Consider the following 26,635-nt stretch of genomic DNA (forward strand, 5'->3'; position numbering starts at 1 on the left):
ACGGCACGACGGCATTCCGACAACGGAAACACCGAAGCGTATGACCGGACGATCAGAGCCCGGTCAGCCAACGGCCGACGACAGCGAAGTCGGCAGCGGTGAGACCGGTGCGCGCGTCCACGCGGTGCAGCAGCGCCGGCCCTGGGTGGTGTGCGGACACCCAATCGCGATCCGCTTCGGTGATCTCGTCGTCGACCCAGACGAACGACCGACCTGCCGCCCAGCCGACCAGGCCGCGGGTCTTCCAGTGCAGCCGGATGTCCGCATCGTCCTCGTCGGGCCAGGTCACGACGGGCAGTTCCGGCAACCCGAGTCGCGGCGCGATCACCTTGTTGGCTTCGTCCATCCAGGTCGTGGCCCAGACCAGGTCGCACGGCAACCGCGACAGCGCGCGCCCGTGCTCGGGGTCGAGCCGGGCCAGCAACGGGTTCACGCCGGGCTGCGGGGGTGCTGCGGACCGTTGCGGCGCGGCGGGCATGCCGAACGGAAGCAGTGGTCCGTCGACGTCGAGGAACAGCAGCGGACGGTTCGCAGCACCCGGCATCGTCGCAGGATAACCGGGATCAGGCGCGCGTGGTCAGCACGGCGGCGTCGAGGATCCGGTGCCAATCCGGCTCCGCCAGCGGCCGGGTCGCCAGCGAGCCCAGCCCGGCCATGGCATGCAGCAGGCGTTCCCGCATCGATGTCTCGGGCGACTTGGCGGCTTCCGCCATGCGCGCGGCCTCGGTCGAGAAGCGCGCGGACCGCGAGAACTGCAACAGAGAGTCGGGCAGTGCGGCAGGTGCTTCCACCACCGGTCGATCGCCTTCGGCGAGCTCCACGATCAGCGTCGCGCCGAGCGCGGCCGCGAGATTGCTCACCGCGGACAGCGTCGGGTTTCCGCGCCCGTTCTCCAGGTTGGCGATGTAGGGCACGGACAGTCCGGCATCCGCGGCGACCGAGGCGATCGTGCGACCGGCCGCTGTACGGCGTATGCGGAACCGGGTGCCGAGATCTTCTATCCTCACACGACAGATATTGCCACATAGTGTTTCCTGAGAATATGGTCGGCAGCCATGTGGCCGAACGTGCTGCGCAACCCGAGTTTCCGGCGCCTGTGGGCAGCCTCCACAGTCGACTCCTTCGGTTCCTGGCTGCTGGTGATGGCGGTGCCGCTGCAGGCCTTCCTACTGACCGGCTCGGCGATGTCGACCGGACTCGCCCTGGCCGTCCAGGCCCTGCCCGCGGTGGCGGTCGGGCCGTGGGCGGGCGTGGTGACCGACCGGTGGCACCGCAGGAAGATCATCGTCGTCGCCAACCTGGCGAGCGCGGCGGGCGTGGCGCTGATGGCACTGGCCACGGCACCCGATCGCGTGGCGTTCATCCACGTGGGCCTGCTCGTGGAGAGCGTCGCGGTCTGCTTCCTGCGGCCCGCGCTCGCGGCCGTGACACCCGCCGTCGTGGCCGGTGAAGCCGACCTCGCCTCGGCCAATGCCCTGTCGGCCTTCGTCAACAGCGCCTTCCGGATGCTCGGTCCACTGCTGGGCACCTTCCTCGTGGCCCGGGGCTGGTTCCAGGCCGTCGTCCTCGTCGACGTCGCGAGCTACCTCGCCGCCGCCGCGATCGTCATGACCATCACCGTCATCCCGGTCGCGCCGCCGCGCCGGGCCACCCGACGGGTCACCGCCGAGCTGCGCGCAGGGGTGCGTCACATCATCCGCACTCCCCTGCTGCGGGGGCTGCTGACGACCAGCGGGATCTACTGGACCGCCAACGCCTCGCTCACCGCGCTGCTGATCCCCTTCGTCGCCGACCGGCTCCACGCCTCCGGCCAGACCCTGGGCCACCTCATCGCCGGCCTGGGCGTCGGCTACCTGTGCGGATCCGCGATCAGCAAGACCCTGATCTCGCGGTATGCGACCCGCGCGGTCCTCACGATCGCCTACGCGGCGGTCGGGTTCTGCTTCTTGGCGATGTTCACGGCGACGACGCCGCAGGCCGCCGTCATCGCCGTGACGGTTTGCGGGGTGCCCGGGGCGGTGGCACAGATCGTCACCGGACACCGGATACAGGCGTCGACGCCGAACGAGGTGCTCGGCCGGGTCTCGGCCGCCTTCTACGCCGGTGATTCCACGGCAGCGGTCGTCGGCGCGCTGATCGCCCCGGCAGTCGTGGCGCTCGCCGGACTGGACACAGCCCTGTACGCGTTCAGCGCCGCGGTGCTGGGCACAGCGGCCGTGGCCGCCGTCGTGCTGCCGCCGCCGACGCCGGGCCGACCCGGTGGGGACTCACGCACCCAGCGCCACCGCCGCGCCGAGGCACACGAGCGTGCCACCGGTGAGCAGCTGCAGCCTGCGGTGGACGGCCGGCTTCGACACGAGAGCACGCCCGCGGTTGACCGCCCAGGTGAACAGGACGTACCAGCCGGCGGTGACCAGTGCCCAGAGCGCGCCGAGGGCGACGCTCGAGGCGAACACCGGCCCGTCGTGGGTGACGAACTGGGGCAGCAGGGAGACGGCGAAGACCCCGGCTTTGGGGTTGCCGAGGTTGGTGGCCAGTCCGGCGGTGTACGCGCCCCAGCGGCCTCGCGCGTCGATCTCGGATGACGGCGCCGGGCCGGCCGCCGGCGGCCGGCGCATGGCCCGCAGCGTGCTGACGCCGAGCAGGGCGAGCACGACACCGCCGGCCAGTCGCAGCAGGATGTACGCGTGCGGGTTGGCCAGCAGCACGGCTGACAGCCCCGCGGCGGCGGCGACGGTCCAGGTGAGCAGACCGGTGCAGGTGCCGGCGATGCTGGCCCAGGCCGCGCGGGGTCCGCCGTGCAGGGTCTGGCGCAGCATGAGCGCCTGCCCGGCGCCGGGCAGCATGGCGAGCAGCCAGGTGGTGCCGATGAACAGCGGAAGGTGCGTGGGCATGCCTCCACGATGGCAAGGAATACGTGTTCAGAGAAGTTAAAGATCACGTGGCCTGACTTAAGATTTGTGTATGCCACTGGGACCTGACGCGCTGCGACTGTTCGCGCTGATCGACCGGCACGGGTCGCTGGCGGCGGCCGCCCAGGCGCTCGGGCTGACGCCCGCGGCGGTGACGCAACAGGTCGCCAAGGCCGAGCGGGACTGCCGGGCGAGCCTGGTGCGGCGCGGACCCCGGGGCGCCGCGCTGACGGAGGCCGGGATGCTGCTGGCCGGCCACGGCCGGGTCATCGACGAGGCGACCGCCAGGGCCGCGGCCGACCTGGACGGTCTGCTGGGGCGGCTGTCGCTGCGGCTGCGGATCGGCGCGTTCCAGGCCGCCGCGCTGCACGTGCTGCCGCCCGCGCTCATCGCGCTGCGGCACAGGTATCCGGCCACCGATCTGTCGATCATGGACATCACCTCCGATCGCGGTGTTCCCGCGGTCGCCGCGGGCGAGATGGACGTCGCGGTCGTCGCGGCGTGGGATCGGCCGCCCGTGCCGCCGGACCACGTCCGGCTGCATCCCCTGCTCGTCGACCCCATGGTGGTCGTGCTGCCGGACGACCACGAGCTGGCACGGGACACCTCGGCGTCCGCGATCGATCTCGGGCGGCTGCGCGACGAGGCGTGGGTGACGATCCGGGCGGGTCATGCGGCCCGCGCCCAGTTCGACCGGGCCGCCGCCGCGGCCGGGTTCGTGCCCCGGGTGCGGTTCGAGACGGAGTCCTACGACGTCGCGCAGGCGTTCGTGGCCACGGGCGTCGGGGTCGCGCTGGTGTCGCGCCTGGCACTGACCCATCTGCCCGGCACCGTCCACCGCGGACTGGCCAGGTCGGAGCTGAGCCGCAGCCTCTACGCCGTGACCGCGGCCGACCACGGCGTCACACCCATGGTGGCGACGTTCCTGCGGTTGCTGCACGAGGTGGCCGACGACATCACCGGCTCCTGGCCGGCGGCCTGACGGGTCCGCGGTTTGCCGGGACGCGATCGGGGTAGCCGTCTTTTGACCTGATTTGTCGAGGAGGAACTTGATGAGCACCGTTACCGAGTCCGTCGACGTGCACGTACCGGTCCGCACGGCCTACAACCAGTGGACCCAGTTCGAGTCGTTCCCGCACTTCATGAAGGGCGTGGAGTCGGTCAGGCAGATCGATGAGACGCACAGCCGCTGGGTGGTCGACGTCGCCGGGGCGGTGCGGGAGTTCGACACCGAGATCACCGAGCAGCATCCGGACGAGCGGATCGCCTGGAAGAGCGTCGGCGGCGAGATGCACCACGCCGGAGTCGTCACGTTCCAGCGCCTGACCGACGACGACACCCGGGTGACCGTCCAGCTGGACTGGGAACCGGAGGGTTTCGTGGAGAGCCTCGGCAGCGCCATCGGCGTGGACAGTCGCCAGGTCAAGGCCGACGTCGAGGGCTTCAAGGAGTTCATCGAGGACCTCGGGCACGAGACGGGCGCCTGGCGCGGCGAGATCGACGCGCCCGCCACCTGAGCTCGACATTCGACGGGGCGGCTGCCGCGGCAGCCGCCCCGTCGGCAGCGGTGCGCGAGTCCGTCGGGTCAGATCTCGACGGTGTGCCGCCGCCCGCGGACAGGCACGTTCTCCAAGCGCATCGGGCCGTCGAACCCCGCGGGGCGCGCCGCCCAGCGCAGCGTCCCGTCTTCGACGTCGAGGCCGAACAGGGTGCGCAGCACCAGCAGCACCGATCCCGCCGACCAGGCCTGCGGCGAGGAGGGCGTGGGGTACTCCACCGGCTTGTCGCCCTTGCGCTGGAATCCCGCGAAGACCTCGGGCAGCCGGTAGCCGAACGCGGCCGCGGCCTCCAGCAGCTTGACCCCGAGTTCGGCGGCCTGCTCGCGGTGGCCGTAGCGGCGCAGGCCCTCGGCGATGAGCGCGGTGTCGTGCGGCCAGACCGTGCCGTTGTGGTACTCGATCGGGTTGTAGCCGTGGTCGGCGCTGGACATGGTCCGCACCCCCCAGCCGGAGTTCATCTTGGAGTCGAGCAGCAGCGCGACGGTGGCCTCGGCGTGCTCGTCGTCGACGATGCCGCTCCACAGCAGGTGTCCGATGTTCGAGGTGGCCGCGTCGACCTGGCGTTTGCCGCCGTCGAGGGCGAGCGCGAAGTGGCCGCGCCCGGCGATCCAGAAGTCGGCGTTGAACCGCTGCCGCAGCGCGGCCGCCTCCTGTTCGAGCTGGTCGGCGAGCCCTGGGTCGTGCCAGACCTCACGGGCCAGGCGCGCGGTGCGCATCCGCGCGTCGTAGGCGTACCCCTGGATCTCGCAGGTGGCGATCGGCGGGTCGGCGACCTTCCCGTCGGCGAACATGATCGAGTTCCAGGAGTCCTTCCAGCACTGGTTGACCAGACCCTGCGGGGACCGGGTGCGGTATTCGAGGTAGCCGTCGCCGTCGGGATCGCCAGGCCCCCGCATCCAGGCGACGGCGGCGCGCGCGGCCGGTTCCAGGCGCTGGATGAGGCCGGTGTCGGCGGTCCACCGCTCGTATTCGTCGAGCAGGATGAGGAACAGCAGGGTCGCGTCGTGCGTGCCGTAATAGGGGCTGTGCGGGGTTCGGCCGCAGAAGGTCAGCTCGCCGTGCCGCAGCTCGTGTGGGATCTTGCCCGGGTCGGCGTCGCGGAAGTCGTCGGACCCGGTCGCCTGGACCATGGCCAGGGCTTCCAGGGTGGTGGCGGCGAGCCGCGGGTGGAACGGCAGCGCCTGGTAGGCGGTGATCAGGCTGTCCCGGCCGAACAGTGCCATGAACCAGGGCGCTCCGGCGGCCGGCACCGAGTGCTCCATGCCGCGCAGGGGGTGGAAGCGCAGCGCGGCCAGGTCCATCAGCGCGTGCCGGTATGCGTGCCGCGCCGGGTCGAACATCGTGTGCAGGACGGGAGCGTCGTCCAGCCACTGCTGCATCGTCTGCGGCATGTCCGGCTGCAGCAGGCCGAACCCGCCGTGTCCCACCCGCAGTTCGTGCTCGCCGTCGTTGTCGGTGCAGGTCACGTCGATACAGGTGGACCAGGTGCCGCGGGCGGGCAGCCGGATCGCCCAGCGCACACCCGCCGGGTGGAGGATGCCGGGCTCGGTGAAGACGATCTTCGTGGCCCGGGTGAAGCCGTCGTGGCGATACCCGACGGTGATCGTGTCGGTGTCGACGGTGGTGGTCACCTGCCTGGAGCCGATCTTCTGGTCCTTGACCTCGAAGACGTCGGCGAAGTCCGCGCCCAGGGCCAGTTCCAGGGTCAGCTCCCGCTCCTCGTCGCTGTAGTTCTCCAGGTGCAGGTCCTCATGCACACCGGTGGCGACGATGCGTTCGCGCCGCAGCGACAGGGTCGGGTTCACCCCGACGCTGACCGAGGGCAGGGTCGCGTGGATCCGGGCCGAGTAGTACTGCGGCGTGTCGACGCTGAGCAGGTGGAACTCGGCGCCGTCGATGGTCAGCCGCCAGGTCGACAGGTGCCGGGTGTCGGCGAAGTACAGGCCGTCCTCGAGTCCGTCGGTGTCGCCCAGGCCGTTGGTGGTGAAGAAGGTGCTGCCATCGAGCAGTGCCAGCCGCGCCTGCGACATCCCCATCACCAGCCCTCGCTCGACCCCCGTTCAAAGGCTAGACCGGACCGGGGTGACAGCCGGGCCGGTCGCCGCAATCGCCGGACGGCCGGCGGGAGATGAGGCCTGCGACTCACTCAACCGAGTCGGCTTGCATAGTCATACGGCGGTGTGCATATACTTTGCAGGTGTCCAAGGTGCTAACGTCCCTTCCTGTCGGTGATCACGTCGGAATCGCCTTTTCCGGCGGTCTCGACACCTCAGTAGCTGTCGCGTGGATGCGCGAAAAGGGTGCGATTCCGTGCACCTATACCGCAGATATCGGCCAATATGACGAACCGGACATCGCTTCGGTGCCCGGCCGCGCCACCGCCTACGGCGCGCAGATCGCCCGGCTGGTCGACTGCCGCGCCGCGCTCGTCGAGGAAGGGCTCGCGGCCCTCGCCTGCGGCGCGTTCCACATCCGGTCCGGCGGCCGCGCCTACTTCAACACCACCCCGCTCGGCCGCGCCGTGACCGGCACGCTGCTGGTGCGGGCCATGCTCGACGACGGTGTGCAGGTGTGGGGCGACGGCTCGACCTTCAAGGGCAACGACATCGAGCGGTTCTACCGCTACGGACTGCTGGCCAACCCCTCGCTGCGGATCTACAAGCCGTGGCTGGACGCCCAGTTCGTCAGCGAACTCGGCGGCCGCAAGGAGATGTCCGAGTGGCTGCTCGCCCGGGACCTGCCCTACCGCGACAGCACCGAGAAGGCATACTCCACCGACGCCAACATCTGGGGCGCGACCCACGAGGCCAAGTCACTCGAACGCCTCGACACCGGCATCGAGATCGTCGAGCCGATCATGGGCGTGCGGTTCTGGGACAGCACCGTGGAGATCGAGCCCGAGGACGTCACGATCGGCTTCCAGCAGGGCCGCCCGGTGACCATCAACGGCAAGGAGTTCGGCTCCGCCGTCGACCTGGTGCTGGAGGCCAACGCCATCGGCGGCCGGCACGGCCTGGGCATGTCCGACCAGATCGAGAACCGGATCATCGAGGCCAAGAGCCGCGGCATCTACGAGGCGCCGGGCATGGCGCTGCTGCACGCCGCGTACGAGCGCCTGGTCAACGCGATCCACAACGAGGACACCGTCGCGGCGTACCACAACGACGGCCGCCGCCTGGGCCGGCTGCTGTACGAGGGCCGCTGGCTCGACCCGCAGTCGCTGATGCTGCGCGAGGCGCTGCAGCGCTGGGTCGGCTCGGCGATCACCGGCCAGGTGACGCTGCGGCTGCGGCGCGGCGAGGACTACTCCGTCCTCGACACGACCGGCCCCTCGCTCAGCTACCACCCGGACAAGCTGTCCATGGAGCGCACCGAGGACTCCGCGTTCGGCCCGGTCGACCGCATCGGCCAGCTGACCATGCGCAACCTCGACATCGCCGACTCGCGGTCCAAGCTGGAGCAGTACGCGCAGCTCGGCATCGTCGGCGGCGGCTCGCACCTGCAGGTGACCGCCGCCGTCCAGCCCGGCCCGCACCAGCTGATCGGCGTCCTGCCCGAGGGCGGCGCCGACACCATCGCCTCCCGCGGCCACGCCCCCGGCGACGACGAACTCCTCGACAACGCCGCCATGGAATCCGGCACCGACTAGTTCAAAGGAAGGGCACCTTCTTGACGCTTCGCGTTGTAGAAGGTGCCCTTCCTAACATCGGGCGGGCTGCGAGCAGGGCAAGCCTGGCGACTACCGGCCGGTTTCGCCCAGGACGGCCGGCAGCGGTTCGCGGTGCAGGACCTCCAGTCGGGCGACCGCGCGGGTCAGCACGACGTACAGCCGCTGCTGCCCCCGCGGTTCGGCGGCCACGATCTCGGCGGGCTCCGCCACGATCACGTGGTCGTATTCGAGGCCCTTGACGAGGCCAGCGGGCACGAGCGTGACGTGCGGCGCGTCCACGGCCGGCGCGAGCGCCTCGATCAGGTGATCGGCCGCGACGACCGCGACACTGCCCTCGCTCGGCGCGCGGCGCACGGCCTCGCGTACGGCCGCGGCGAGGTCGTCGACCTGCCGCACCGACAGCTCTCCCCCGGGCCGGTAGGACCGGGTCGGCGCGATGCCCGGGGCGAGTGCCCGCGCCGCGAAGTCCGCGAGCGCCTGCGGCACCCGGTAGCCGGTGCGCAGGTCCAGCATCCGCGCGTCGCGCCGGTCGAGTCGCGCCAGCAGCTCCCGCCACGACGCGGCGGCCAGCGGATGGGTCGCCTGGCCGAGGTCCCCGACGATCGTCATCGACGCGTACGCCGCCCGGCGCGCGATCATCCGGCACTCCATCGGCGACAGGTCCTGGGACTCGTCCAGGATCACGTGCGCGTAGTCGTCCCAGGTGGCCGGCTCGTCGTCCACCTCGGCGACCGGCAGCGGCTCGGCCAGCACCGGCACGTACCCGTCCTCGCCGTACGGGTCGTACCCGTCGATCCAGCTGACCACCTGGTGCCCCTCGCGCAGGATGATCGCCGCGGCCCAGCGCTGCGCCTGTGCGGTCGCGTCGTTGTCGATCGACTGCCCGGCGACGGCCATCGGGGTGGGCAGGCCGGGCGCGTACAGGCTCCAGCCGTCGTGCAGCCCGAGGCTGACCACGAAGGTGTCCACCAGCTGCGGGCCCATGGTCAGTTCCCGCAGCCGGGCGGGCTCGACGGGCGCCTTCGGGGTGGCGGGCGGCTCGCCGAGCAGCTCGGTGAGCTCGTCGAGCAGCGGCACGTCGTCGATCGACCAGTCGCCGCCACCGCGGTACGACGCCGCGAGGACATCGGCCGCCGCGTCGCCGAGCACGCCGCGGACCCGGTCGGCGTCGCCGAGCCACGCCAGCACGGCCGCCGGGGTCAGCGGGGGCCACCACGCGGCCAGGAAGCGCCGTAACTCGGGCCGGTCGCCGACGTCGTCGGTGAACAGCTCCCGATCCAGGTGCTCGCCGTCGACCGCAGCCCACAGCGCCTCCAGCAGGGCCTTGGCGGCGACGGGCCGGGCGGCGTTGGGCAGTGTGCCGGATGCCGTGGCAGTGGTGCGGACCCGCTCGCGAACGGCGGCCAGGCCGGCGGGCCCGAGCTTGAGGACCTGGCCCGCGTACACCAGTTTCAGCTGGTCCGGTGCGGTCGGCGGAGCCTGCCAGATCAGCTCGGCCAGCACCGCGTCCATGCGGGTGCTGCCCTTGATCTCGGCCACCGGCGCGGCATCGCGGCGGGTGGCGGTCACCCCTTCGACGAGTTCGCCGATGGCGCGCAGGTGGATGCTGTCCTCGCCGAGGGCGGGCAGCACCCGGCTGATGTAGTTGGTGAATACGGTGGACGGCCCGACGACCAGCACCCGGCCGTCGGCGAACCGGCCTCGGTCGGTGTAGAGCAGGTACGCGGCCCGGTGCAGCGCGACCTGCGTCTTGCCGGTGCCGGGCCCGCCGGTGATGAGCGTGACGCCGCGGGCGGGCGCCCGGATCGCCTCATCCTGCTCGCGCTGGATGGTGGTGACGATGTCGCGCATCTGCGGCCCGCGGGCGCGCTGCAGCGCCGCGAGCAGTGAACCCTCACCGAGCACGCGCAGCTCGCCGGCGTCGTCCGGGGACAGCAGGTCGTCGTCGAGGTCGACGACCTCGCGGCCGCGGCTGATGATGACGCGGCGACGGACGACGCCGAGCGGTTCGCCGGGCGTGGCCCGGTAGAACGCCGCCGCGGCGGGCGCCCGCCAGTCGATCAGGAGCGGTTCACGGTTCTCGTCGCGTACGCCGAGCCGCCCGATGTGGTAGGTCTCGCCGTCGTCGAAGTCGAGCCGGCCGAAGACGAGCCCTTCGGCTTCGGCGTCCAGCGCCCGCAGCTTGCCCGCCGCGTGGTGGACCATCGCGTCGCGTTCCACGAGTCCGCCGGCGGGCCCGGCGGCGGCCCGGCCGTGACCCTCGCGGGCCAGCTGCTCGGCCTGGGCGCGCATGGCGTCGGACCGGTCGTAGACCCGGTCGACGACCTGCTGTTCGCTGGCGATCTCCTGCGTTCGTGCGTCAGGCACAGTGCTCCCCGGTGAGTGGCGAATGGGGTTGAGTGACGAGCATATGTGCGTCTCAGCGCACAAAGATCGTCATTCGGGCCGATTCGGCACGGGGTGCGCGTCCGTTAGACTGGAACCGCGGGAGGGACAAGCCGAGGGCTTGCACACCTCCCGTTCGCCGTATCCGGTGACGCGCCCCGGACCGCCGGCACGCCCGCACCGAGAATCATGGCGGTGAATATTTCCATCACGAGGCTCTGCCGCTAAGGTCAGGGCACCGATTGCGGATCTATCGGTCGGCAGCATGGAAATCACGCGCAAACACGGAGAACCGGAGGGGTGGGCAGATGCGGGGAATTCCGGTCGCCTCCCTGGTCATCGGCATCGCGTCCTCTCCCGCCGAGCGCCGCCACCTGGCCCGCACGCTCGGCGGCAGCCCGGCCTTGCTGATCGTGTCCAGCGTCGAGCAGGCCCGCGAATTCCTCGGCGTGCCCGGGCCGCCCGCCGTCGCCGCCCCTCCCCCGGTCCTGCCCGCGCCGGTGCGCGCCATGGAGCCCACCCCGACGCCCTCGACCGACCTGGCCGTCGACTCCGACCGCCGGATGCTGCGCTGGCGCGACCGGGAGGTCGACCTGACCCGCCTGGAACACGACTTCCTGATCTGCCTGACCGAGACGCCCGGCCAGGTCTGGACCTACGAGCGGCTGCACCTTGAGGTATGGGGCAACAAACACCTCGGCCGCGGGTCCGACATGCACTCGGTGGTGCGGCGGGTGCGGCGCAAACTCGCCCGGCTGAACGCCTCGGTGACGGTCCACGCGGTCCGCGGCGTGGGTTTCCGGCTCGCCTCGGCCTGATCCCTGCCGGCGTTGCGCGTTCGCCACGGCATACCGCCGGGCGCGCCCGCCCCGGACATGGTCCGGCCCGCCTGGTCGGCGACCAGGCGGGCCGGATCAGCTAGCGGTCAGCCGTCAACACCGGATGGGAGACAGTGCGAAGTCCTCCACCGTGGGCGTGCTGGTGTTGATCCTCGTCTGGCGGGTCTGGGGCTTCCAGCCGTCCTTGGCGACGATCAGCGTCAGCGGGTTGTTGCGCCGGTCCATCCAGTAGGCGTACTTGCCCTGGGCGTCGGTGGCGAACGTGTACGAGTTCGCCCACGAGTCGACCTGGACCACCGCGCCGACGATCGGCGAGCCCACGCCCTGGCAACTGGTCCCGGTGACGGTGCCCAGCAGCTTGCCCCAGGTCTTCGGCGGTGTCACGGTCATCGTGACGGCCACCGGCGACACCGAGTACGGCGTGTTCTCCTTGATCCCGACCGAGGCGGTGTACGTGCCTGGCTGGTCCACGTTCGCCGTCATGGTGACGGTGACGACGACCTTCGCGCCCGGCGCCAGCGTGACGGCGGTCTTGTCGAGCGTCAGCCAGCTGACGTCGGCGGCCGCTTCGGCGCAACCTTCCAGACCCGGCAGCACCTCGCTGTCGGGCATCGCGCTGAAGTTGCCCGACGAACCTCCGATCTTGTAGAAGCCGCATGCCGCGCCGCCGCGGTAGCGCGCGGTGTTGGCGTTGGGCAGGTTGGACCACGAGTTGAGGGCCGGGTCGTAGGCGAAGCCCGCGTTGGTGATGGCCCCGCCCTGCGACCCGCCGACCACCAGCAGCTTGCCGCTGGCGACGGCGAACGAGCTGGCCCAGTTGTCGGTCGGCGCGTCGGCGATGGGCGTCCACGAGTCGGCGCCCGGGTCGTAGGCGTAGCCGGCCTTCTGCGCGGCGGATCCGTCGTTGCCGCCGGTGCAGTAGACCGTGCCGTCGATCCCGCCGCAGGATGCGAACGCCACCGACTTCGGGTAGTCGGCCACGGCCGTCCAGGTGTCGGTGGCGGGGTCGTAGCGGACCACGTCGTTCGACATCGGGGTGCAGGCGGCGGTGGTGCAACCGCCGATGGCGTACAGCTTGCCGTCGGCGACCGCCTGCCCGGCCGCGGACCGCGGCGCGGGGTTGGCGGCCTTCGCCGTCCAGGTGTTCGCCGCCGGGTCGTACGACCAGGTGCCGGCATCGGGGCCGGAGTCGCCCCAGCCGCCGGTCGCGATGATCTTCCCGCCGACGACGCCCACGGTCATGGCGTTGCGGGCCCCGGGCAGGTCGGCGATCGCCGTCCAGGTCTGGGCGACCGGGTCGTAGACGAAGTTCTTCGTCGTGGAGGCCGACCCGTTGCCGCCCGCGATCGAGTAGACCTTGCCGTCGAGGGTCACCACCCGGTTGTCCATCACGTTGGCCGGGTAGTCGGCGATGTCCGTCCACGGTTCGGCCTGCGGGCCGACCGCGGGGGACGCCACGTTCGCCGACTTGCCGGACGCCGCGTTCGCCGCGAACGACGTCGGTGCGTCGAGCCGCTGCTCAGGCGCCCCGGCGCTGCCGAGGACCTCCTGCTTGGTGGTACGCGAGCCGTCGGCCCGCTGCAGTTCGAACCCGCCCTCGCGCTCGCTGAACTCGACCTCGACCGGCGCCCCGCCGGTGTTGGTCACCGTGAACGTCTTGGCCGCCTTGCCGGTGGGCATCTGGACCGTCGCGCTGACCGCGGCCGGGGACACCTTCAGCTGGCCTGCCGCGAGCGCGTAGTTCGCCGCGGTCGCCCAGTCGGGCTGCACGTCGACCTGCTTGGTCAGGCTGACGTAGTTGCCGGCCCGCGCGGTGAACGGGTGCGTGCCGGTCAGCGACGAGAACAGCCAGTAGAAGCCGTCCTCCAGCGCCGGGTCGTCCGGGGTGGCCGCGGTGACGGCCTTCTCGGCCGGCTTGGCGTCGCTGGTGACGGTCGCGCCGTTGACGTAGCTGCTGTCGTTCTTGTCGCGGACGTTGCCGACCACCAGGCCGCCGTCGACCGGAGCGCAGAGGACCTGGCTGCCGATCAGCACGTTGTCGACCTCCCACCACCACTCGTACGACGCGTCGTAGTAGTGGAAGCGGACCTGGACCTGTGCCTTGCCCGCGGCCTGCGGGATCGCGATCTCGGTCGTGCGCGGCCCGCGGAAGTCGGCCGCCTGCCGGAGCACGTTGCTCCAGGTGGCACCGCCGTCGAGGCTCAGGTCGACGTCGGCCCGGTCGGAGCCGAGCTGGTTGAAGTCCTGGTTGAAGCGGATGACCGGAGCCGTGACGGCCGTCAGGTTGACCACGGGGCTGACCAGGGAGCTGTCCTGCGCCCCGCCGATCCCGTAGTCGTCGCTGTCGATCATGGCGAAGTTGCCGCTGCCGCCGGTGAGGTTGCCGCGGTTGCCGTCGTCGGTGAACTTCCAGACCTGGCCGGTGCCCGCGTTGTCCACCACGGACCAGCCGGCCGGCACGGTCGTGCCGTCGAAGGTCTCGTACTCGCCGTCCGAGCCGTAGTGGTAGCCGGGCGCCGTCGTGCACTTGGTGGCGTCGACCGGCACGGAGACGTTCGCCGTGACGTTGCCCGAGCCGACCACGACCTGCTTGGTCACGGTCTGGTAGCCCGGGTACAGCGTCTCGACCTTCAGGTTGTAGGTCGCCCCGGCCGGCAGCTTGACGGTGTAGCGGCCGTTGACCGGAGTGGTGTGGTCGTAGACGCCCGACGGGCCTTCCACGGTGACCTTCGCGTACAGCGGCCAGCCGTGCCCGGAGCCATCGGTGATCGAACCGCTGACGTTGACACTGGGCACCGGGCTCAGCGCCACGTCGACGGTCGTGGTCGCGCCGTCGGTGAGGGTCGCCGACCGGGTCGCGCCGGTGTACCCGAACGCCGCCACGGCGACCTGGTAGTCACCGACCGGGAGCAGGGTGGAGAACTTGCCGTCCGCACCGGTGGTCACCTCGCGGCCGACCGAGCCGGTGATGGTCACCGTCGCGCCGGCCAGCGGGCTGCCGGTGGACGCGTCGGTGACGGTGCCGGCCAGCGTGCCGGTGTCGCCGATCGGGGCGGAGTTGAGCAGCACGAGCGCGTCAAGCCGGCCTTCGCCGTAGACGTTGTTGTCGGCCGCGGTGCCGCCGCACTGGCTGTCGGCCTTGTCGATCGCGGCGCCGTTGAGCAGCGCGCGGGTCGCGTCGATGTCACCGACCAGCGCCGGGGCCGCCGACCACAGCAGCGCGATCGCGCCCGCGAGGTGCGGCGCGGCCATGGAGGTGCCGCTGATGCTGGCGTAGCCGTCACCCGGCACGCTGGAGCGCACGTTCACCCCGGGTGCCGAGATGTTGGGCTTGATCTCGCCGTTCTGCCCGGTGCCCCGGGACGAGAAGCCCGCGATGTTGTTGTTGACGTCGTACGCGCCGGTCGAGTAGTTGCTGATCCGGCTGCCGGGCGAGCCGCTGGTCTGGCACGCGGAGCCGTTGTTGCCGTTGGACCAGGTCCCGAAGATGCCCGACGCGGCCCAGGCCAGCGTCACGTCCTCCATGAACGGGTCGTTGGAGGGCAGCTCGGTGCCCCACGAGTTGTTGATGATGTTCGGCCGCTTGGCGGCGTTCGGGTTCTGGCCGTTGAGGTCTGTCGGCTCCAGCATCCACTCGCCGGAGGTCACCAGCGCTGCGTCGCTGGGGCAGCAGCCGTTCGCGGCGATCCACTTGACCCCGGGGGCGACGCCGATCTGGTTCGCGCCGTCGGCGCCGGCCATGGTGCCCATGGTGTGCGTGCCGTGGCCGTCGTCGTCGCAGGGCGTGTCACACGTGTCCGCCGCGTTGAACCAGTTGTAGTTGTGGTCGAACGTGCCGTCGCCGTTGTTGCCGCGATAGGAGGCGACCAGCGCCGGGTGGTCGAACTGGACCCCGGTGTCGATGTTGGCGATGGTGATGCCCTCGCCCTTGACGCCGTACTGGGACCAGACGTCGTCGGCGTTGATGTTCGCGATGCCCCATTCGAGGGCGTTGACGGTCTGCTCGTCGGTGCCCTTGGTGGTCTCCGGCACCTTGTAGGCGATCGGGGCGTACAGGCCCTCGACCTCGGCGTGCGCGGCGTACTTCTGCACCATGGCCAGCGAGCCGGTGCTCACCTTGATGGCGTTGGTCGCCCAGAAGGCCTGGTACTTCACGCCCGCGGCGTCGAGGTCGGCCCGGATCTTGGCCTGGCTCACCTCGGCTGTCTTGCGCAGGGCCTCCGCGACGGCGGTGCCGCGCCGGGCCCAGTCCTTGATGTCCTTGGCCTTGCTGAGGTCGGCCCGGTCGGTGAACCGGATCCAGAAGTCTCCCTCGCTCTTGGCCTGGAGCTGCTTGGCGAGCTCCGGTCGTATCTTGTCGCCGACGGCGGTGCCGGTCCCCGACGCGGCCTGCGCGCCGGAGCCCGCCGCGGCCACGCCGGTCACGGCGAGGATCATCGCCGCTCCGGCACTGACCAGTGATCTGGCTGCGCGCCGCCGCCATGGTGGACGTCTGAACATCGGTGCTACCTCCCTCAGAACGACCCAGATTGAAACGAGCCACGGTGAGGGTGCAGGGGGAACCGTCGTGACACAGCGAACCGACGAACCCCCTCCATGCCCACCAAACAAAACCGCGCGGGTCACGCCGGTTGCCCGTTTGGACACTATGATCGAGCAGAAAGGACGATCAATAACTTGACGTGAGCAACTTGTCGCTAACGGTTGCCAGGTAAGCGGCACGCTTGCCCATCACTGTCAGGGCCATGACGAAAGTGGGCACCATGCCCCATCGATCCCGGGCGGTTGCGGTGACCGAGGATGACACGAGAACGGCGACGCGGTCCGATCCGGACGGCGGACCGTTCCCGCTGCTGATAGCGGTGGCGCCGTCACCGGACGAACGGATCCGGCTCGCCGAGCAACTCGACGGCATCGCACCGCTGCTGCTGGTGGCCGACCTCGACGAACTGCGCCGGCTCATCGCGCCCGCCCAGCAGCGTGCCGAGACGCCGCCCGCGACCGTCGACGCCTCCCTGGTCATCGACTCGACCCGGGCCACGGCGCGCTGCCGCAACCGTGAGGTCGACCTCACCCGGCTCGAACTCGACCTGCTGACCTGCCTGACCACCGAGCCGGTCCGGGTCTGGAGCTACGCCGAACTGCACCGCACGGTATGGCGCGACGAAGGCCTCGACGGCAAGTCCGACGTGCAGTCCGTGGTCAAGCGGCTGCGGCACAAGCTGCGCCAGCTAGGCACGGGCGCCACCATCGACGCGGTGCGGGGGGTCGGGCTGCGGCTGACCGATCGCCGGCAACCGCGGATCGGGCGTGCCTGATTCCTGCCCTAATTGGGCAGCGTCGATGGGCCGTCGGAAGCCCGACATCGCCCGCCCGCGGTCACCGGAGGGGCCGCGGTCAGTCGCCGCGCAGCAGATCGTCGACGAGGGCCTGGACCCGGCCGCGGATCTCGTCGCGGATCGGGCGCACCGCGTCGATGCCCTGTCCGGCGGGATCGTCGAGCTTCCAGTCCTCGTGGCGCTGGCCGGGAAAGTAGGGGCAGACGTCGCCGCAGCCCATGGTGACGACCACCGTGGAGGCCGCGGAGTCCGCCGGGGTGAGGATCTTCGGCGTCTGGCCGGTGATGTCGATGCCGACCTCCCGCATCGCCTCGACGGCGACGGGATTGATCCGGTCCGCGGGCGCGGAGCCCGCTGACCGGACCTCGACGGCGTCACCGGTGAGATGGCGCAACCACCCGGCGGCCATCTGGGAGCGGCCGGCGTTGTGCACGCACACGAACAGCACGCTGGGCTTGGTCTCGGTCATCCTGGTTCTCCCTGAGTCGGTTCTTGCTCGACGTGTCGCCCACCCGATGCCGTCGAGTGCAGCGGGGCCGCGGTCACCGCGCGGCGGCGGCCGTCTCGGCGCGGGCCGGCTGCTGCGGTGCGGGTTCGGCGGCCGTCACCGTGCCGGCCGAGGCGGGGTACAGGGCGAGCGCCAGGCCGACGCCGATCAGCGCCCCGACGACCTGCGCCGCGACGAATCCCGGAACCGAGGCCGGCGCGACGCCGGCGAAGGTGTCGGTGAACGCGCGGCCGATGGTGACGGCGGGGTTGGCGAAGCTCGTGGAGCTGGTGAACCAGTACGCCGCGCCGATGTAGGCAGCCACGGCCGGGGCGGCCAGCGCGGCCCGGCCGGTGCGGATCAGCGCGAGGACGAGCAGCAGCAGACCGGCGGTCGCGACGGCCTCGCCCAGCCACAGTCGCGGCTCGTCACGTCCGGTGGCCGACAGGCCCTGCGCAACCCCGAACATGGCGTTGGCCAGCATCGATCCGGCGATCGCGCCGCAGGTCTGGGCCACGATGTACGGGCCGACGTGGCTGCCCGGAAGCCCTGCGCGGCCATGACGATCCGACCACCATGCCGCGACGGTCACCACCGGGTTGAAGTGAGCTCCGGACAGGGGTCCGAGGATCAGGATCAGCACGGCGAGGGCGAACACCGTCGCCGTCGAGTTCTCGAGCAGCTGCAGGCCGACGTCGTTCGGCGACAGCCGGGTGGCCATGATGCCGGAGCCGACGACGGCGGTGACCAGCAGCATGGTCCCCAGGAACTCGGCGAGCAGGCGGTGGGCCAGAGTGGCGGGCATCAGCACTCCCGGCGGCTGTCGGCGGCGGCACGGGCACGGGCCGCCAGCGCGGAAAGGTGGGCGGCCGCGGCGTCGAGGGCGTCGGCGTTGAGGTGGTAGTAGGTGTAGCGGCCATGGGGTTCGGCGCTGACGACTCCGGCGTGGCGCAGCGCGCGCAGGTGGTTGGAGACGTTGGGCTGGGTCAGACCGAGGTCCTCGACGAGGTGGCAGGTGCAGGCGGGACCCGCGGCGAGCACGTCGACGATGGCGGCGCGGGCGGGGTCGGCCAGCAGGCGCACGACCTCCACCGGGGCATCACCGGAAACTGATATCACCACGCGGTTATCAAACAGTGCGGCGGCTCAGCCCCGCAACTTCGTGATCATGAACATTGGGTGACACAGCCGCCGACGGCGTTTGACTCAAGCGACGGGCGTGATGTCCAGGACAGCCGAGAGGGCGGCCATGCGCGGGCGGTTCGCCCGGTACCAGACCCAGGTGCCGCGGCGATCGGACTCGACCAGACCGGCCTCGCGCAGCACTTTCAGGTGGTGCGAGATGGTGGGACCGGTCAGGTCGAAGGCGGGGGTCAGATCGCAGACGCAGATTTCTCCCCCGTCGGCTGAGGCGATCATCGACAGCAGCTGCAGGCGCACCGGGTCGCCCATGGCCTTGAACGCGGCCGCGAGGTCGGCGGCGGCCTCGGCCGGCACCGCGGCGGCGGCCAGGGGTGTGCAGCACACCTCGGGTTCGAGCACGGTCAACTGCTTCGCCATGCCCCTAGGTTGACAGATTTCGAAGCAGGCGGCAACGCCGGTTGGCTCACCTCACCGGACGTCACACCTTGCTGAGTTGACAGATATCTAAGTAGGCGGCACTCTAAACAAGTCGCTTAGAGAAACTTCTAAACAAGGAGTCACGATGCACCAGCAGGACGACCTCCCGATCGTGGTGATCGGCGCCGGCCCGGTCGGCCTCGCCGCCGCCGCCCACCTGGCCGAGCGCGGCCTGGGCTTTCTGGTCCTGGAGGCAGGCGACGGGCCGGCCGCGGCGATGGCGAGCTGGGGCCACGTGCGGGTGTTCAGCCCTTGGCGGTTCAACCTCGACCACGCGGCCCGCCGCCTGCTGGAGGCCGACGGGTGGATCGCGCCGGACCTGGCCGAGCTGCCGCTGGGCGCACAACTCGTCACCGACTACCTCGAGCCGCTGACCAAGCTGCCCGCCCTGGCCGGACGGGTCCGGTACGGCGCGAAGGTGCTCGCGATCAGCCGCGACGGCCTCGACCGCGTGCGGACCACGGGCCGGGACAGTGCCCCGTTCCTGATCCGCCTCGCCACCGGCGAGGAGCTCACCGCACGAGCGGTCGTCGACGCCTCCGGCACCTGGCCCACCCCCAACGTGCTCGGCGGCTCCGGCCTGCCCGCGCACGGCGAGCCCGAGGCCGCGGCATTCGTCGAGACCGCGCTGCCCGACGTGCTCGGCGCCGACCGCGACCGCTTCGCCGGACGGCACACCCTCGTCGTCGGCGCGGGCCACTCCGCCGCCAACACCCTGCTCGCCCTCGCGCAGCTGGCGTCCGAAGCACCCGGCACCACCGTGAGCTGGGCCATCCGCACCGGCGCGGCGACCCGCACGTACGGTGGCGGCGACGCCGACGCCCTGCCCGCCCGCGGCGCGCTCGGCTCGCGGGTGCGGGCGCTGGTCGAGTCCGGCGCGATCACCCTGCACGCCGGGTTCTCGGTGCACGCCGTCACCGTCCAGGGAGACCAGGTCACGGTGACCGCCCGCAGCGGTGCCCGCGTCACCGCGCACCGGATCGTGTCGGCCACCGGCTTCCGGCCCGACCACACCATCGCGTCCGAGCTGCGCCTGGACCTCGACCCGATCCTCGGCTCGACCCGCGCGCTGGCCCCGCTCATCGACCCGAACCAGCACTCCTGCGGCACCGTGCCACCGCACGGCGTCGACGAGCTCACCCAGCCCGAGCCCGGCTACTACACCGTCGGCGCGAAGTCCTACGGCCGCGCCCCGACGTTCCTCATGGCCACCGGATACGAGCAGGTCCGGTCCGTGGTCGCCGCGCTCGCCGGGGACTGGGACGCCGCTCGCGACGTGCAACTCGAACTGCCCGAGACGGGTGTGTGCTCCAGCAGCGCCGCCCTGGGCGCCGACGACGAGGCCGCCTGCTGCGGCACACCCGCACCGGCCGCCGCCGACGCGCCCCGGGGGCTGGCCACCGGCGTCGCGGGCGGCCTGCTGACCCTGCCGGTGGTGCAGACCGTCACGGCCGAGGCCGGAACCGGCGGATGCTGCGGCTGATGCCTGCCGTCACCACGCCGGCCGCCGCCTCCCACGAGGCCGGCGGCCGGCACCGCCTGCGGTCCGTCGTGGCCGCGCTGACCGTCACCCAGACCATCGGGTACGGCGTGCTGTACTACGTGTTCAGCGTCTTCCTCGCGCCCATGACCGCCGACCTGCACGCCTCCCCCGCCGCCGTCACCGGTGCGCTGACCGTCGCCGTGCTCACCACCGCGGCCGCGGCCGTCCCCGTCGGACGGTGGCTCGACCGGCGCGGCGGCCGAAGCCTCATGACCTTCGGCTCGCTCCTGGGCGCCGGCGCGGTCCTGGCCTGGTCACAGGTCACCGACGTCCGTCAGCTGTACGCCGTGTTCACGGTGCTGGGCATCGCCTCCGCGATGGTCCTCTACGAGGCGGCGTTCGCCGTCGTCGTCGCCACGAGCACCGCGTCGCAACGGGCCGGCGCCCTGCTGGCGGTCACGGTGGTGGCCGGCTTCGCCAGCACGATCTTCCTGCCGCTGGCCGCCGGCCTGCAGGAACGCCACGGCTGGCGGACCACGCTGGTCATCCTCGCGCTGGGCTACTGTGCCATCGCCGTCCCCCTGCATGCGCTCGCCGTCCCGGCCCGGCCGCGCCGCGCTGCGGCAGCCGCGGCCGTCGACCGCACGGCACGGCGGGCCGCCGTCCGGGCGGCGCTGCGCCATCGCGGGTTCTGGCTGCTCACCGCGGCGTTCGTGATACACGGCAGCGCCGTCGCCGTCGTGTCCGTACACCTGATCACCTATCTCACCGGCCGCGGGCACCCCGCCGCCTTCGCCGCCACCGTCGCGGGGCTGCTCGGCGTCATGTCCGTCACGGGCCGGATCGTCACCACCGGCCTGACCCGCCGCCGCTCCACCGCGGCCGTCACCGCCGCCGTGTTCGCCATCCAGGCGGCCGCCGCAGCGGCCCTGCCCGCCTTCGGCGGCAGCCGGACCGGCGCGATCTGCTGCGTCGTGCTGTTCGGCACGGGCTTCGGCGTCGGCACCATCGCCCGTCCGGCACTGCTCGCCCAGCGGTACGGCACCACCGGCTACGCCACCATCGCCGCCGCCCTGACCCTGCCGACCACGGTCGCCAAAGCCTTTGCACCCCTGGCCGCCGCCGCCCTCTACCTCACCGCCGGCACCTACACCCCGGTCCTGGCCCTGGTCGGTGCCGCGTGCGCCGTCGCGGCGGCCTGCCTGATCCTGGCCGTGGCACCGGCGCTCCCCTCCGCCGGCGCCACGGTTCGGGCCGACACCGCGGCCTAGGCTGCGGGCGCGCACCGACCGGTTCCGGCCCGTTGCTCGGCAAGCGCCTGGCCCGCTCAGGACGGGCCGGTCGGGTGCGGCGATCCGTTCGTAGAATGGCCTTCGGCTGCCGCCGCAGCCCATGTCGTCAGGAATGCAGATGGAAGTTCGGAGGGTCGGCAGACGACCAGCCGTCCCCACCGACGAGCAGATCCGGGAGCTGCACGAACGGTACGCACCCACCCCGGAGGCGTTCGACCTCGTCTACACCCACTGCGTGATCGTCTGCGCGGTGGCCGAACAACTACTCGACGGCCGGCGCTCGGCGTACGACGTCGACCTGGTCCGGGCTGGCAGCCTGCTGCACGACATCGGCGTCTACCGGCTGTACGACGCCGACGGCCGGCTCGACCACCGCGACTACGTGCGCCACGGGCTGCTCGGCCATGACCTGCTGCGCGAACTCGGCTTCCCCGAGGCGCTGTGCCGGTTCTGCTCCTGCCACACCGGCGTCGGGCTCACCCGCGAGGACGTGCTGCACCAGCAGCTGCCCCTGCCCGTCGCCGACTACGTCGCCGAGACCGACGAGGAGCAGCTCGTCATGTACGCCGACAAATTCCACAGCAAGACGACTCCCCCGACGTTCGTGACCGCGGCCGCATACACAGCCGACGTGCGGCGGTTCGGCGCGGACAAGGCCGCCCGGTTCACCGCGCTGGTGGCGCACTACGGCGAGCCGGACCTCACCCGGCTGGCGGAGCAGCACCGGCACCCGCGGGCCGCTGACGGAGTTTCGCCACCTGGCGCAGGATCGCCTCGGCCGCCCGGGCCGGACTCAGGTCCGTGGTGTCCAGCGTGAACAGGCGCGGGTCGGGCGGCACATACATCCCGGTCGTGGCCAGGTAGGCACGCAACTGCTCCGGATCGGTCAGTTTGAGGCGCCGTGCGCGCTCGACGGCGGTGACCCTGCGGATCTGCTCGGCGGGGTCACACGTCAGCATGACCGGGAGGAACACGGCGTCCCGGGTTGCGGCCACCTGCCGGATCCGTGCGAACACCGCGGCGCTTTCCGGACCGTCCTCCAGCGCGTTGGTCAAGACATGGCTGATCGTTCTCGATGCGAGATCTTCCAGCGCCTTGAGCAGGGTCTCGCGGATCTGCGCGACGTATCGCCATGTCTCGCGGGGGAGGATGCTGACGCCGTCCCAGCCCAGCAGTGCCAGGACGGGGTGGTTCATCAGCTGGTTGTCCACGACGACGGCACCGGTCATCGTGGCGATCTCGGCCGCGATGGTGTACTTGCCGACGCCCGGGTAGCCCAGCAGGTAGATCAGGTACGGGTGGGACGGTTGCCCGGCGGCGCTCATGCGGTCCCCGTCACCGAGTCGAGCTCGGCGAGCAGTTCGCGGGGAATCTCGCACCCGACGCGGTCGGCCAGCCTGACCCAGTAGTCGCGGCCGCAGACCCAGGCGGCGGCGACCGCCCCGGCGACCGCCTTGGCCTCGGCCACGGTGACGGTGTGGCGGAGGCTGCCGACCGCCTCGACACCGAGGTCGGTCTCCGCGCGGCGGGACGGCGTCAGCCAGTGCTCGGTCCGGTCTTCGGCAAGACGTGCCATCCAGAGCAGATACCGCTGGGCGTGCGACAGCGCGTCGACGGCACGCAGCAGTTCGCCACGCTGCGCGACGTGGTGGGCCAGGATGAGCCAGTTGGCGAAGCGACCGCAGAGTTCATCGACGTCCTCCGCGCCGGCCGGCAGCTCAGGCCGCGCGGGCAGGGCGTCCAGGGCACGGCGGAGGGCGCCGGTGCGGTCCAGCACGATCATGCGGTCGGTCGGCGCGCTGCGCGCGGGCCAGGTCGCGACGGAGCCGATGTCGTCGGCCGTCGCGAAGTGGAACTCCCCGCGGATCAGGTGCGGGAAGAAGGCCACGTGGGTGCCGAACTCGTTCACGACCACGTACCGGATGGGCCCGATCCGGTCGAGCCAGGCCCGATGATCGAGCACCGCGGCCTGCTCCGCCCCGAAGAACAGCCAGAACTCGACATCGCTGTGGGCGTCGCCCTCGCCCTGCGCGAAGGAGCCGTACGTGAGCGCGGCGACGAGGTTCTCGTCGGCGTGGCAGAGTTCCCGGACCCGGGCGATCAGGTGTTCTTGCGGCAGCACCGGGCGACCATAGCCGTTGCGGCACGATCCCGGCTGCCCGGTTTCACGGGACCAGACCTGCGCCGTCGGGTGGGCGCACGAACGTGAGGGATTCGCGCGGGGACGGCACCGGGTCCCGGAGCTGCTCACGAGCCTGGGCGACGACCCGTCCGCGCGCAGTTTCCGGGAAGCGGTCGAGGCGGGCCCGGACCTCGGCCGCGTCGACGTCGGCGCCGAAGAGCTCGGTGCCCGGTTCGAAACGCACGCCCTCGGCCAGCGGCCCGGCGACGACCGGGTCGAAGCCGAGCGCGTCGACGAGTGCGGCGACGGCGGTCACGTCGGCAGGGTCGTCGCCCGCGATCGCGACCGCAGTGCGTCCGGCGACGCCCGCGGGCCGGGCCTGGTCCTCGATGTCGTGGTAGCCCACGTGGTTGAAGGCCTTCACGACCCGGGCCCCGGACAGGTGGGCCTGCACGGTCTCGCTGGACGACGTCCGCGGATCGGTGAGGTCGTCGCGGATGCCGTCGACCTCCCACCAGTAGTTCATCGCGTCGACGACGAGCTTGCCGCGCAGCGGGTCCGCCGCGACACTGCGGTACTTGCCGAGCGGCAGGGCGAGCACGACGATGTCGGCGCGGGCCGCGACGTCCGCGGCGGTGGTGGCGATCGCGCCAGGGGTGAGCACCTCGACGGTCAGCGCGATCTTCGCGGGGTCACCGGAACCCGCGATGAGCACCCGGTAGCCCGCGCCCAGGGCGAGCCGGCCGAGGACGGTGCCCAGCTTGCCCGCGCCGAGGATGCCGAGGGTCCGGGGACCGTCCGGGGCGGTGTCGTTCATGTCGAGTCCTTCGGGGGTCGGGTCCGGTCGGCGGGGTCAGCCGGCGAGCAGGTCGCGGACCATGGGAATCACCTTCGCGCCGTACAGCTCGACGGCGCGCAGGCGGGCGGCCGCCGGCTGGGCGCCCGCGGTGTAGATCAGGTCGAACCGGCCGACGCCGAGCGTCTTGACGGTACGGGCGATCTTCCGGGCGACGGTCTCCGGGGAGCCGATGTAGAGGGACCCGTGCTCGACCTCGGCGTCGAACTCGGCGCGGCGGATCGGCGGCCAGCCGCGCAGGGTGCCGATCCGGTCGCGGATGACCCGGTAGTGCGGCCAGAAGATCTCCTTGGCCTGCTCGTCGGTGTCGGCGACGAAGCCGGGCGAGTGCATGCCGACCGGGTGCGCGGTGGTGCCGAGCTGGTCGGCGGCGCGCCGGTACAGGTCGATGTAGGGCGCGAAGCGGCTGGGCTGCCCGCCGATGATGGCGAGCATGAGCGGCAGGCCGTAGCGCGCGGTGCGGACCACCGACTGCGGCGAGCCGCCGACGCCCACCCAGGTGGGCAGCCGGCCGGACTCGGTCTTGGGAAAGACGTCGGCGTCGCGCAGCGGGGCGCGTACGGTGCCGCTCCAGGTCACCGGCTGCTCGTCGAGCAGCTTCACGAACAGGTCGAGCTTCTCCTCGAACAGCACGTCGTAGTCGGCCAGGTCGTAGCCGAACAGCGGGAACGACTCGGTGAACGAGCCCCGGCCCAGGATGACCTCGGCCCGGCCGTGCGACAGCGCGTCGACCGTGGCGAAGCGCTGGAACACCCGCACCGGGTCGTCGGAACTGAGCACGGTCACCCCGGAGCCGAGGCGGATGCGCGACGTGCGGGTCGCGATCCCGGCCAGCACGGTCTCGGGCGTCGACACCGAGTACTCCGGCCGGTGGTGCTCGCCGACGGCGATGGCGTCGACGCCGAGTTCGTCGGCGAGCACCGCCTCCTCGACGACCTGCCGGATCGCGGCGGCGTACGAGTTCGGGCGGCCGGCGTCGTCGTCCGGCACGTCGCCGAAGGTGTCGAGGCCGAACACGAGGTCAGACATGGGTGGGCTCCTTCGTGAGCAGTTCCCGCACCCGCGGGGCGACTTCCCGGCCGAACAGCTCGATGCTGCGGGCGCGGGCCTGGCGAGGCAGGCGCATGATGTCGTACTTGAGGTCGAAGCGGCTGATCCGCAGGTCACGCGCCATTTTGGCGATCTTGCGCGCGACCGTCTCGGGCGAACCGACGAACAGTGCCCCGCCGTCGATCTCGGCCTCGTAGCGTTCGCGGGTCGGTTTGTAGAAGCCGCGTTCGCGGGCGAGGTCCGCGACGACCGGTTGCCAGTGGCGCCACCAGGTCTCGACGGCCTCTTCGTCGGTGTCGGCGACCAGGCCGAGCGAGTGCTGCCCGATCGGCAGCGGGGCGTGCCCGAACTGTTCGAGTGCGCGCAGGTACAGCGCGACGTTGCCGGCGAAGCGCTGCGGCCGGCCGCCGATGATCGCCATCATGAGCGGCAGCCCGTAGCGGGCGGCGCGCAGCACCGAGTTCGGGCTGCCACCCACACCGATCCAGGTGGGGATGCCGCCCTCCGGCATGCGCGGGTGCAGCCGCTGCGCGGTGAGCGGGCTGCGCACGGTGCCCGACCAGGTGACCGTTTCCTGGCGCTGGAGCCGCATGAACAGGTCGAGCTTCTCCTCGAACAGGCGCTCGTAGTCGGCGAGGTCGTAGCCGAACAGCGGGAACGACTCGGTCGCCGAGGCCCGGCCGAGGACGAGCTGGGCACGGCCGCCGGACACGGCGTCCAGCGTCGAGAACTCGTGGTAGAGCCGCACGGGGTCGTTGGTGCTCAGTACGGTGACCGAGGTGCCGAGCCGGATCCGCTCGGTGGCTCGCGCGATGGCGGCGAGCAGCACGGGCGTCGCGGAGTCGGTGAAGCCGTCCCGGTAGTGCTCGCCGACGCTGAACACGTCGAGCCCGACCGAGTCGGCGAGCTGGGCCTCCTCGACGATCAGCCGCACGGTCTCGGCGTCGCTGAGCAGCCGGTCGCCGTCGGTGGCCACTTCGCCGAACGAGTTGAGCCCCAGCTGGAAGCCTTCGGTCGTCAT

The 26,635-nt window shown here is 71.6% G+C and carries 23 protein-coding genes and 1 pseudogene; 9 read left to right on the forward strand and 15 right to left on the reverse strand.

Going from position 1 to position 26,635, the window contains the following annotated elements; translation table 11 throughout:
• Positions 1 to 52 precede the first annotated feature (52 nt).
• Together HAV39_RS05690 and HAV39_RS05695 are read right to left on the reverse strand one after the other, a co-directional pair.
• Positions 53 to 544, reverse strand: a complete 492-nt coding sequence (locus HAV39_RS05690; RefSeq protein WP_191838123.1) for an HAD domain-containing protein — start codon at positions 542 to 544, stop codon at positions 53 to 55.
• Between the two features lie 19 nt (positions 545 to 563).
• Positions 564 to 1,007: a helix-turn-helix domain-containing protein gene (locus tag HAV39_RS05695; RefSeq protein ID WP_191838124.1), complete on the reverse strand. Its 444-nt coding sequence runs from the start codon at positions 1,005 to 1,007 to the stop codon at positions 564 to 566.
• A 48-nt stretch (positions 1,008 to 1,055) separates the two neighbouring features.
• Here HAV39_RS05695 and HAV39_RS05700 point away from each other — a divergent pair.
• A pseudogene (locus HAV39_RS05700) lies at positions 1,056 to 2,267 on the forward strand (MFS transporter); the annotation flags it as partial.
• Here HAV39_RS05700 and HAV39_RS43585 read toward each other — a convergent pair.
• Positions 2,268 to 2,894 carry a LysE family translocator gene (locus HAV39_RS43585; protein WP_425321541.1) on the reverse strand — a complete coding sequence of 209 codons (627 nt, stop codon included), beginning with the start codon at positions 2,892 to 2,894 and terminating at the stop codon, positions 2,268 to 2,270.
• 70 nt (positions 2,895 to 2,964) lie between these two features.
• Between HAV39_RS43585 and HAV39_RS05705 the strand changes: the two genes are divergently transcribed.
• A complete protein-coding gene (locus HAV39_RS05705; RefSeq protein ID WP_191838126.1) occupies positions 2,965 to 3,894 on the forward strand; it encodes a LysR family transcriptional regulator in 930 nt (309 codons plus the stop codon).
• 70 nt (positions 3,895 to 3,964) lie between these two features.
• Positions 3,965 to 4,429: an SRPBCC family protein gene (locus HAV39_RS05710; RefSeq protein WP_191838127.1), complete on the forward strand. Its 465-nt coding sequence runs from the start codon at positions 3,965 to 3,967 to the stop codon at positions 4,427 to 4,429.
• A gap of 68 nt (positions 4,430 to 4,497) precedes the next feature.
• Here the strand turns inward: HAV39_RS05710 and HAV39_RS05715 are convergent, their stop codons facing one another.
• Complete coding sequence (locus tag HAV39_RS05715; RefSeq protein WP_191838128.1) at positions 4,498 to 6,507, reverse strand: amylo-alpha-1,6-glucosidase; 2,010 nt, start codon at positions 6,505 to 6,507, stop codon at positions 4,498 to 4,500.
• A 170-nt stretch (positions 6,508 to 6,677) separates the two neighbouring features.
• Between HAV39_RS05715 and argG the strand changes: the two genes are divergently transcribed.
• Positions 6,678 to 8,120: an argininosuccinate synthase gene (gene argG, locus HAV39_RS05720; protein WP_244958754.1), complete on the forward strand. Its 1,443-nt coding sequence runs from the start codon at positions 6,678 to 6,680 to the stop codon at positions 8,118 to 8,120.
• A gap of 90 nt (positions 8,121 to 8,210) precedes the next feature.
• On the opposite strand, the gene HAV39_RS05725 is transcribed toward argG, so the two are convergent.
• Positions 8,211 to 10,508 carry a HelD family protein gene (locus HAV39_RS05725; RefSeq protein ID WP_239120488.1) on the reverse strand — a complete coding sequence of 766 codons (2,298 nt, stop codon included), beginning with the start codon at positions 10,506 to 10,508 and terminating at the stop codon, positions 8,211 to 8,213.
• Between the two features lie 326 nt (positions 10,509 to 10,834).
• On the opposite strand from HAV39_RS05725, the gene HAV39_RS05730 reads away from it, so the two are divergent.
• Positions 10,835 to 11,344, forward strand: a complete 510-nt coding sequence (locus tag HAV39_RS05730) for a winged helix-turn-helix domain-containing protein (protein WP_191838130.1) — start codon at positions 10,835 to 10,837, stop codon at positions 11,342 to 11,344.
• A gap of 114 nt (positions 11,345 to 11,458) precedes the next feature.
• On the opposite strand, the gene HAV39_RS05735 is transcribed toward HAV39_RS05730, so the two are convergent.
• On the reverse strand, positions 11,459 to 15,802 hold the full coding sequence (locus HAV39_RS05735) for a S8 family serine peptidase (protein ID WP_239120487.1): 4,344 nt from the start codon (positions 15,800 to 15,802) through the stop codon (positions 11,459 to 11,461).
• 353 nt (positions 15,803 to 16,155) lie between these two features.
• On the opposite strand from HAV39_RS05735, the gene HAV39_RS05740 reads away from it, so the two are divergent.
• Positions 16,156 to 16,683, forward strand: coding sequence for a winged helix-turn-helix domain-containing protein (locus HAV39_RS05740; RefSeq protein ID WP_191838132.1), 528 nt, complete (start codon positions 16,156 to 16,158; stop codon positions 16,681 to 16,683).
• Positions 16,684 to 16,762: 79 nt separating this feature from the next.
• Here HAV39_RS05740 and HAV39_RS05745 read toward each other — a convergent pair whose 3' ends face one another.
• The 4 genes from HAV39_RS05745 to HAV39_RS05760 form a co-directional block, all read right to left on the reverse strand.
• Positions 16,763 to 17,173, reverse strand: a complete 411-nt coding sequence (locus HAV39_RS05745) for an arsenate reductase ArsC (protein WP_191838133.1) — start codon at positions 17,171 to 17,173, stop codon at positions 16,763 to 16,765.
• A gap of 73 nt (positions 17,174 to 17,246) precedes the next feature.
• Complete coding sequence (locus HAV39_RS05750; RefSeq protein ID WP_191838134.1) at positions 17,247 to 17,996, reverse strand: aquaporin; 750 nt, start codon at positions 17,994 to 17,996, stop codon at positions 17,247 to 17,249.
• Positions 17,996 to 18,313: an ArsR/SmtB family transcription factor gene (locus tag HAV39_RS05755; protein WP_191838135.1), complete on the reverse strand. Its 318-nt coding sequence runs from the start codon at positions 18,311 to 18,313 to the stop codon at positions 17,996 to 17,998. The genes HAV39_RS05750 and HAV39_RS05755 overlap by 1 nt, the downstream gene beginning before the upstream one ends.
• An 84-nt stretch (positions 18,314 to 18,397) precedes the next feature.
• The gene (locus tag HAV39_RS05760) at positions 18,398 to 18,751 is read right to left on the reverse strand and encodes an ArsR/SmtB family transcription factor (RefSeq protein ID WP_191838136.1); all 354 of its coding nucleotides are present in this window, start codon (positions 18,749 to 18,751) and stop codon (positions 18,398 to 18,400) included.
• Positions 18,752 to 18,896: 145 nt separating this feature from the next.
• Between HAV39_RS05760 and HAV39_RS05765 the strand changes: the two genes are divergently transcribed.
• The 3 genes from HAV39_RS05765 (at position 18,897) to HAV39_RS05775 (ending at position 22,403) form a co-directional block, all read left to right on the forward strand.
• Positions 18,897 to 20,294 (forward strand): FAD-dependent oxidoreductase, encoded by a 1,398-nt coding sequence (locus HAV39_RS05765; RefSeq protein ID WP_191838137.1) that lies wholly within the window; start codon positions 18,897 to 18,899, stop codon positions 20,292 to 20,294.
• Positions 20,294 to 21,565: an MFS transporter gene (locus HAV39_RS05770; protein WP_191838138.1), complete on the forward strand. Its 1,272-nt coding sequence runs from the start codon at positions 20,294 to 20,296 to the stop codon at positions 21,563 to 21,565. The genes HAV39_RS05765 and HAV39_RS05770 overlap by 1 nt, the downstream gene beginning before the upstream one ends.
• A gap of 139 nt (positions 21,566 to 21,704) precedes the next feature.
• Positions 21,705 to 22,403, forward strand: a complete 699-nt coding sequence (locus HAV39_RS05775; RefSeq protein ID WP_191838139.1) for an HDIG domain-containing metalloprotein — start codon at positions 21,705 to 21,707, stop codon at positions 22,401 to 22,403.
• Here HAV39_RS05775 and HAV39_RS05780 read toward each other — a convergent pair.
• From HAV39_RS05780 to HAV39_RS05800, 5 genes are read right to left on the reverse strand one after another with little or no spacing between them, the layout of a single operon-like run.
• Positions 22,288 to 22,911, reverse strand: a complete 624-nt coding sequence (locus HAV39_RS05780; RefSeq protein WP_191838140.1) for a P-loop nucleotide/nucleoside kinase family protein — start codon at positions 22,909 to 22,911, stop codon at positions 22,288 to 22,290. The genes HAV39_RS05775 and HAV39_RS05780 overlap by 116 nt on opposite strands.
• Positions 22,908 to 23,708, reverse strand: coding sequence for a hypothetical protein (locus HAV39_RS05785; protein ID WP_191838141.1), 801 nt, complete (start codon positions 23,706 to 23,708; stop codon positions 22,908 to 22,910). Before HAV39_RS05785 ends, HAV39_RS05780 begins: the two co-directional genes overlap by 4 nt.
• A gap of 43 nt (positions 23,709 to 23,751) precedes the next feature.
• Positions 23,752 to 24,525: an NADPH-dependent F420 reductase gene (locus HAV39_RS05790; RefSeq protein ID WP_191838142.1), complete on the reverse strand. Its 774-nt coding sequence runs from the start codon at positions 24,523 to 24,525 to the stop codon at positions 23,752 to 23,754.
• 36 nt (positions 24,526 to 24,561) lie between these two features.
• Positions 24,562 to 25,593: an LLM class flavin-dependent oxidoreductase gene (locus HAV39_RS05795; RefSeq protein WP_191838143.1), complete on the reverse strand. Its 1,032-nt coding sequence runs from the start codon at positions 25,591 to 25,593 to the stop codon at positions 24,562 to 24,564.
• Positions 25,586 to 26,635 (reverse strand): LLM class flavin-dependent oxidoreductase, encoded by a 1,050-nt coding sequence (locus tag HAV39_RS05800; protein ID WP_191838144.1) that lies wholly within the window; start codon positions 26,633 to 26,635, stop codon positions 25,586 to 25,588. The genes HAV39_RS05795 and HAV39_RS05800 overlap by 8 nt, the downstream gene beginning before the upstream one ends.

The organism is Catellatospora chokoriensis (assembly GCF_011297315.1).
GTDB lineage: Bacteria > Actinomycetota > Actinomycetes > Mycobacteriales > Micromonosporaceae > Catellatospora > Catellatospora citrea.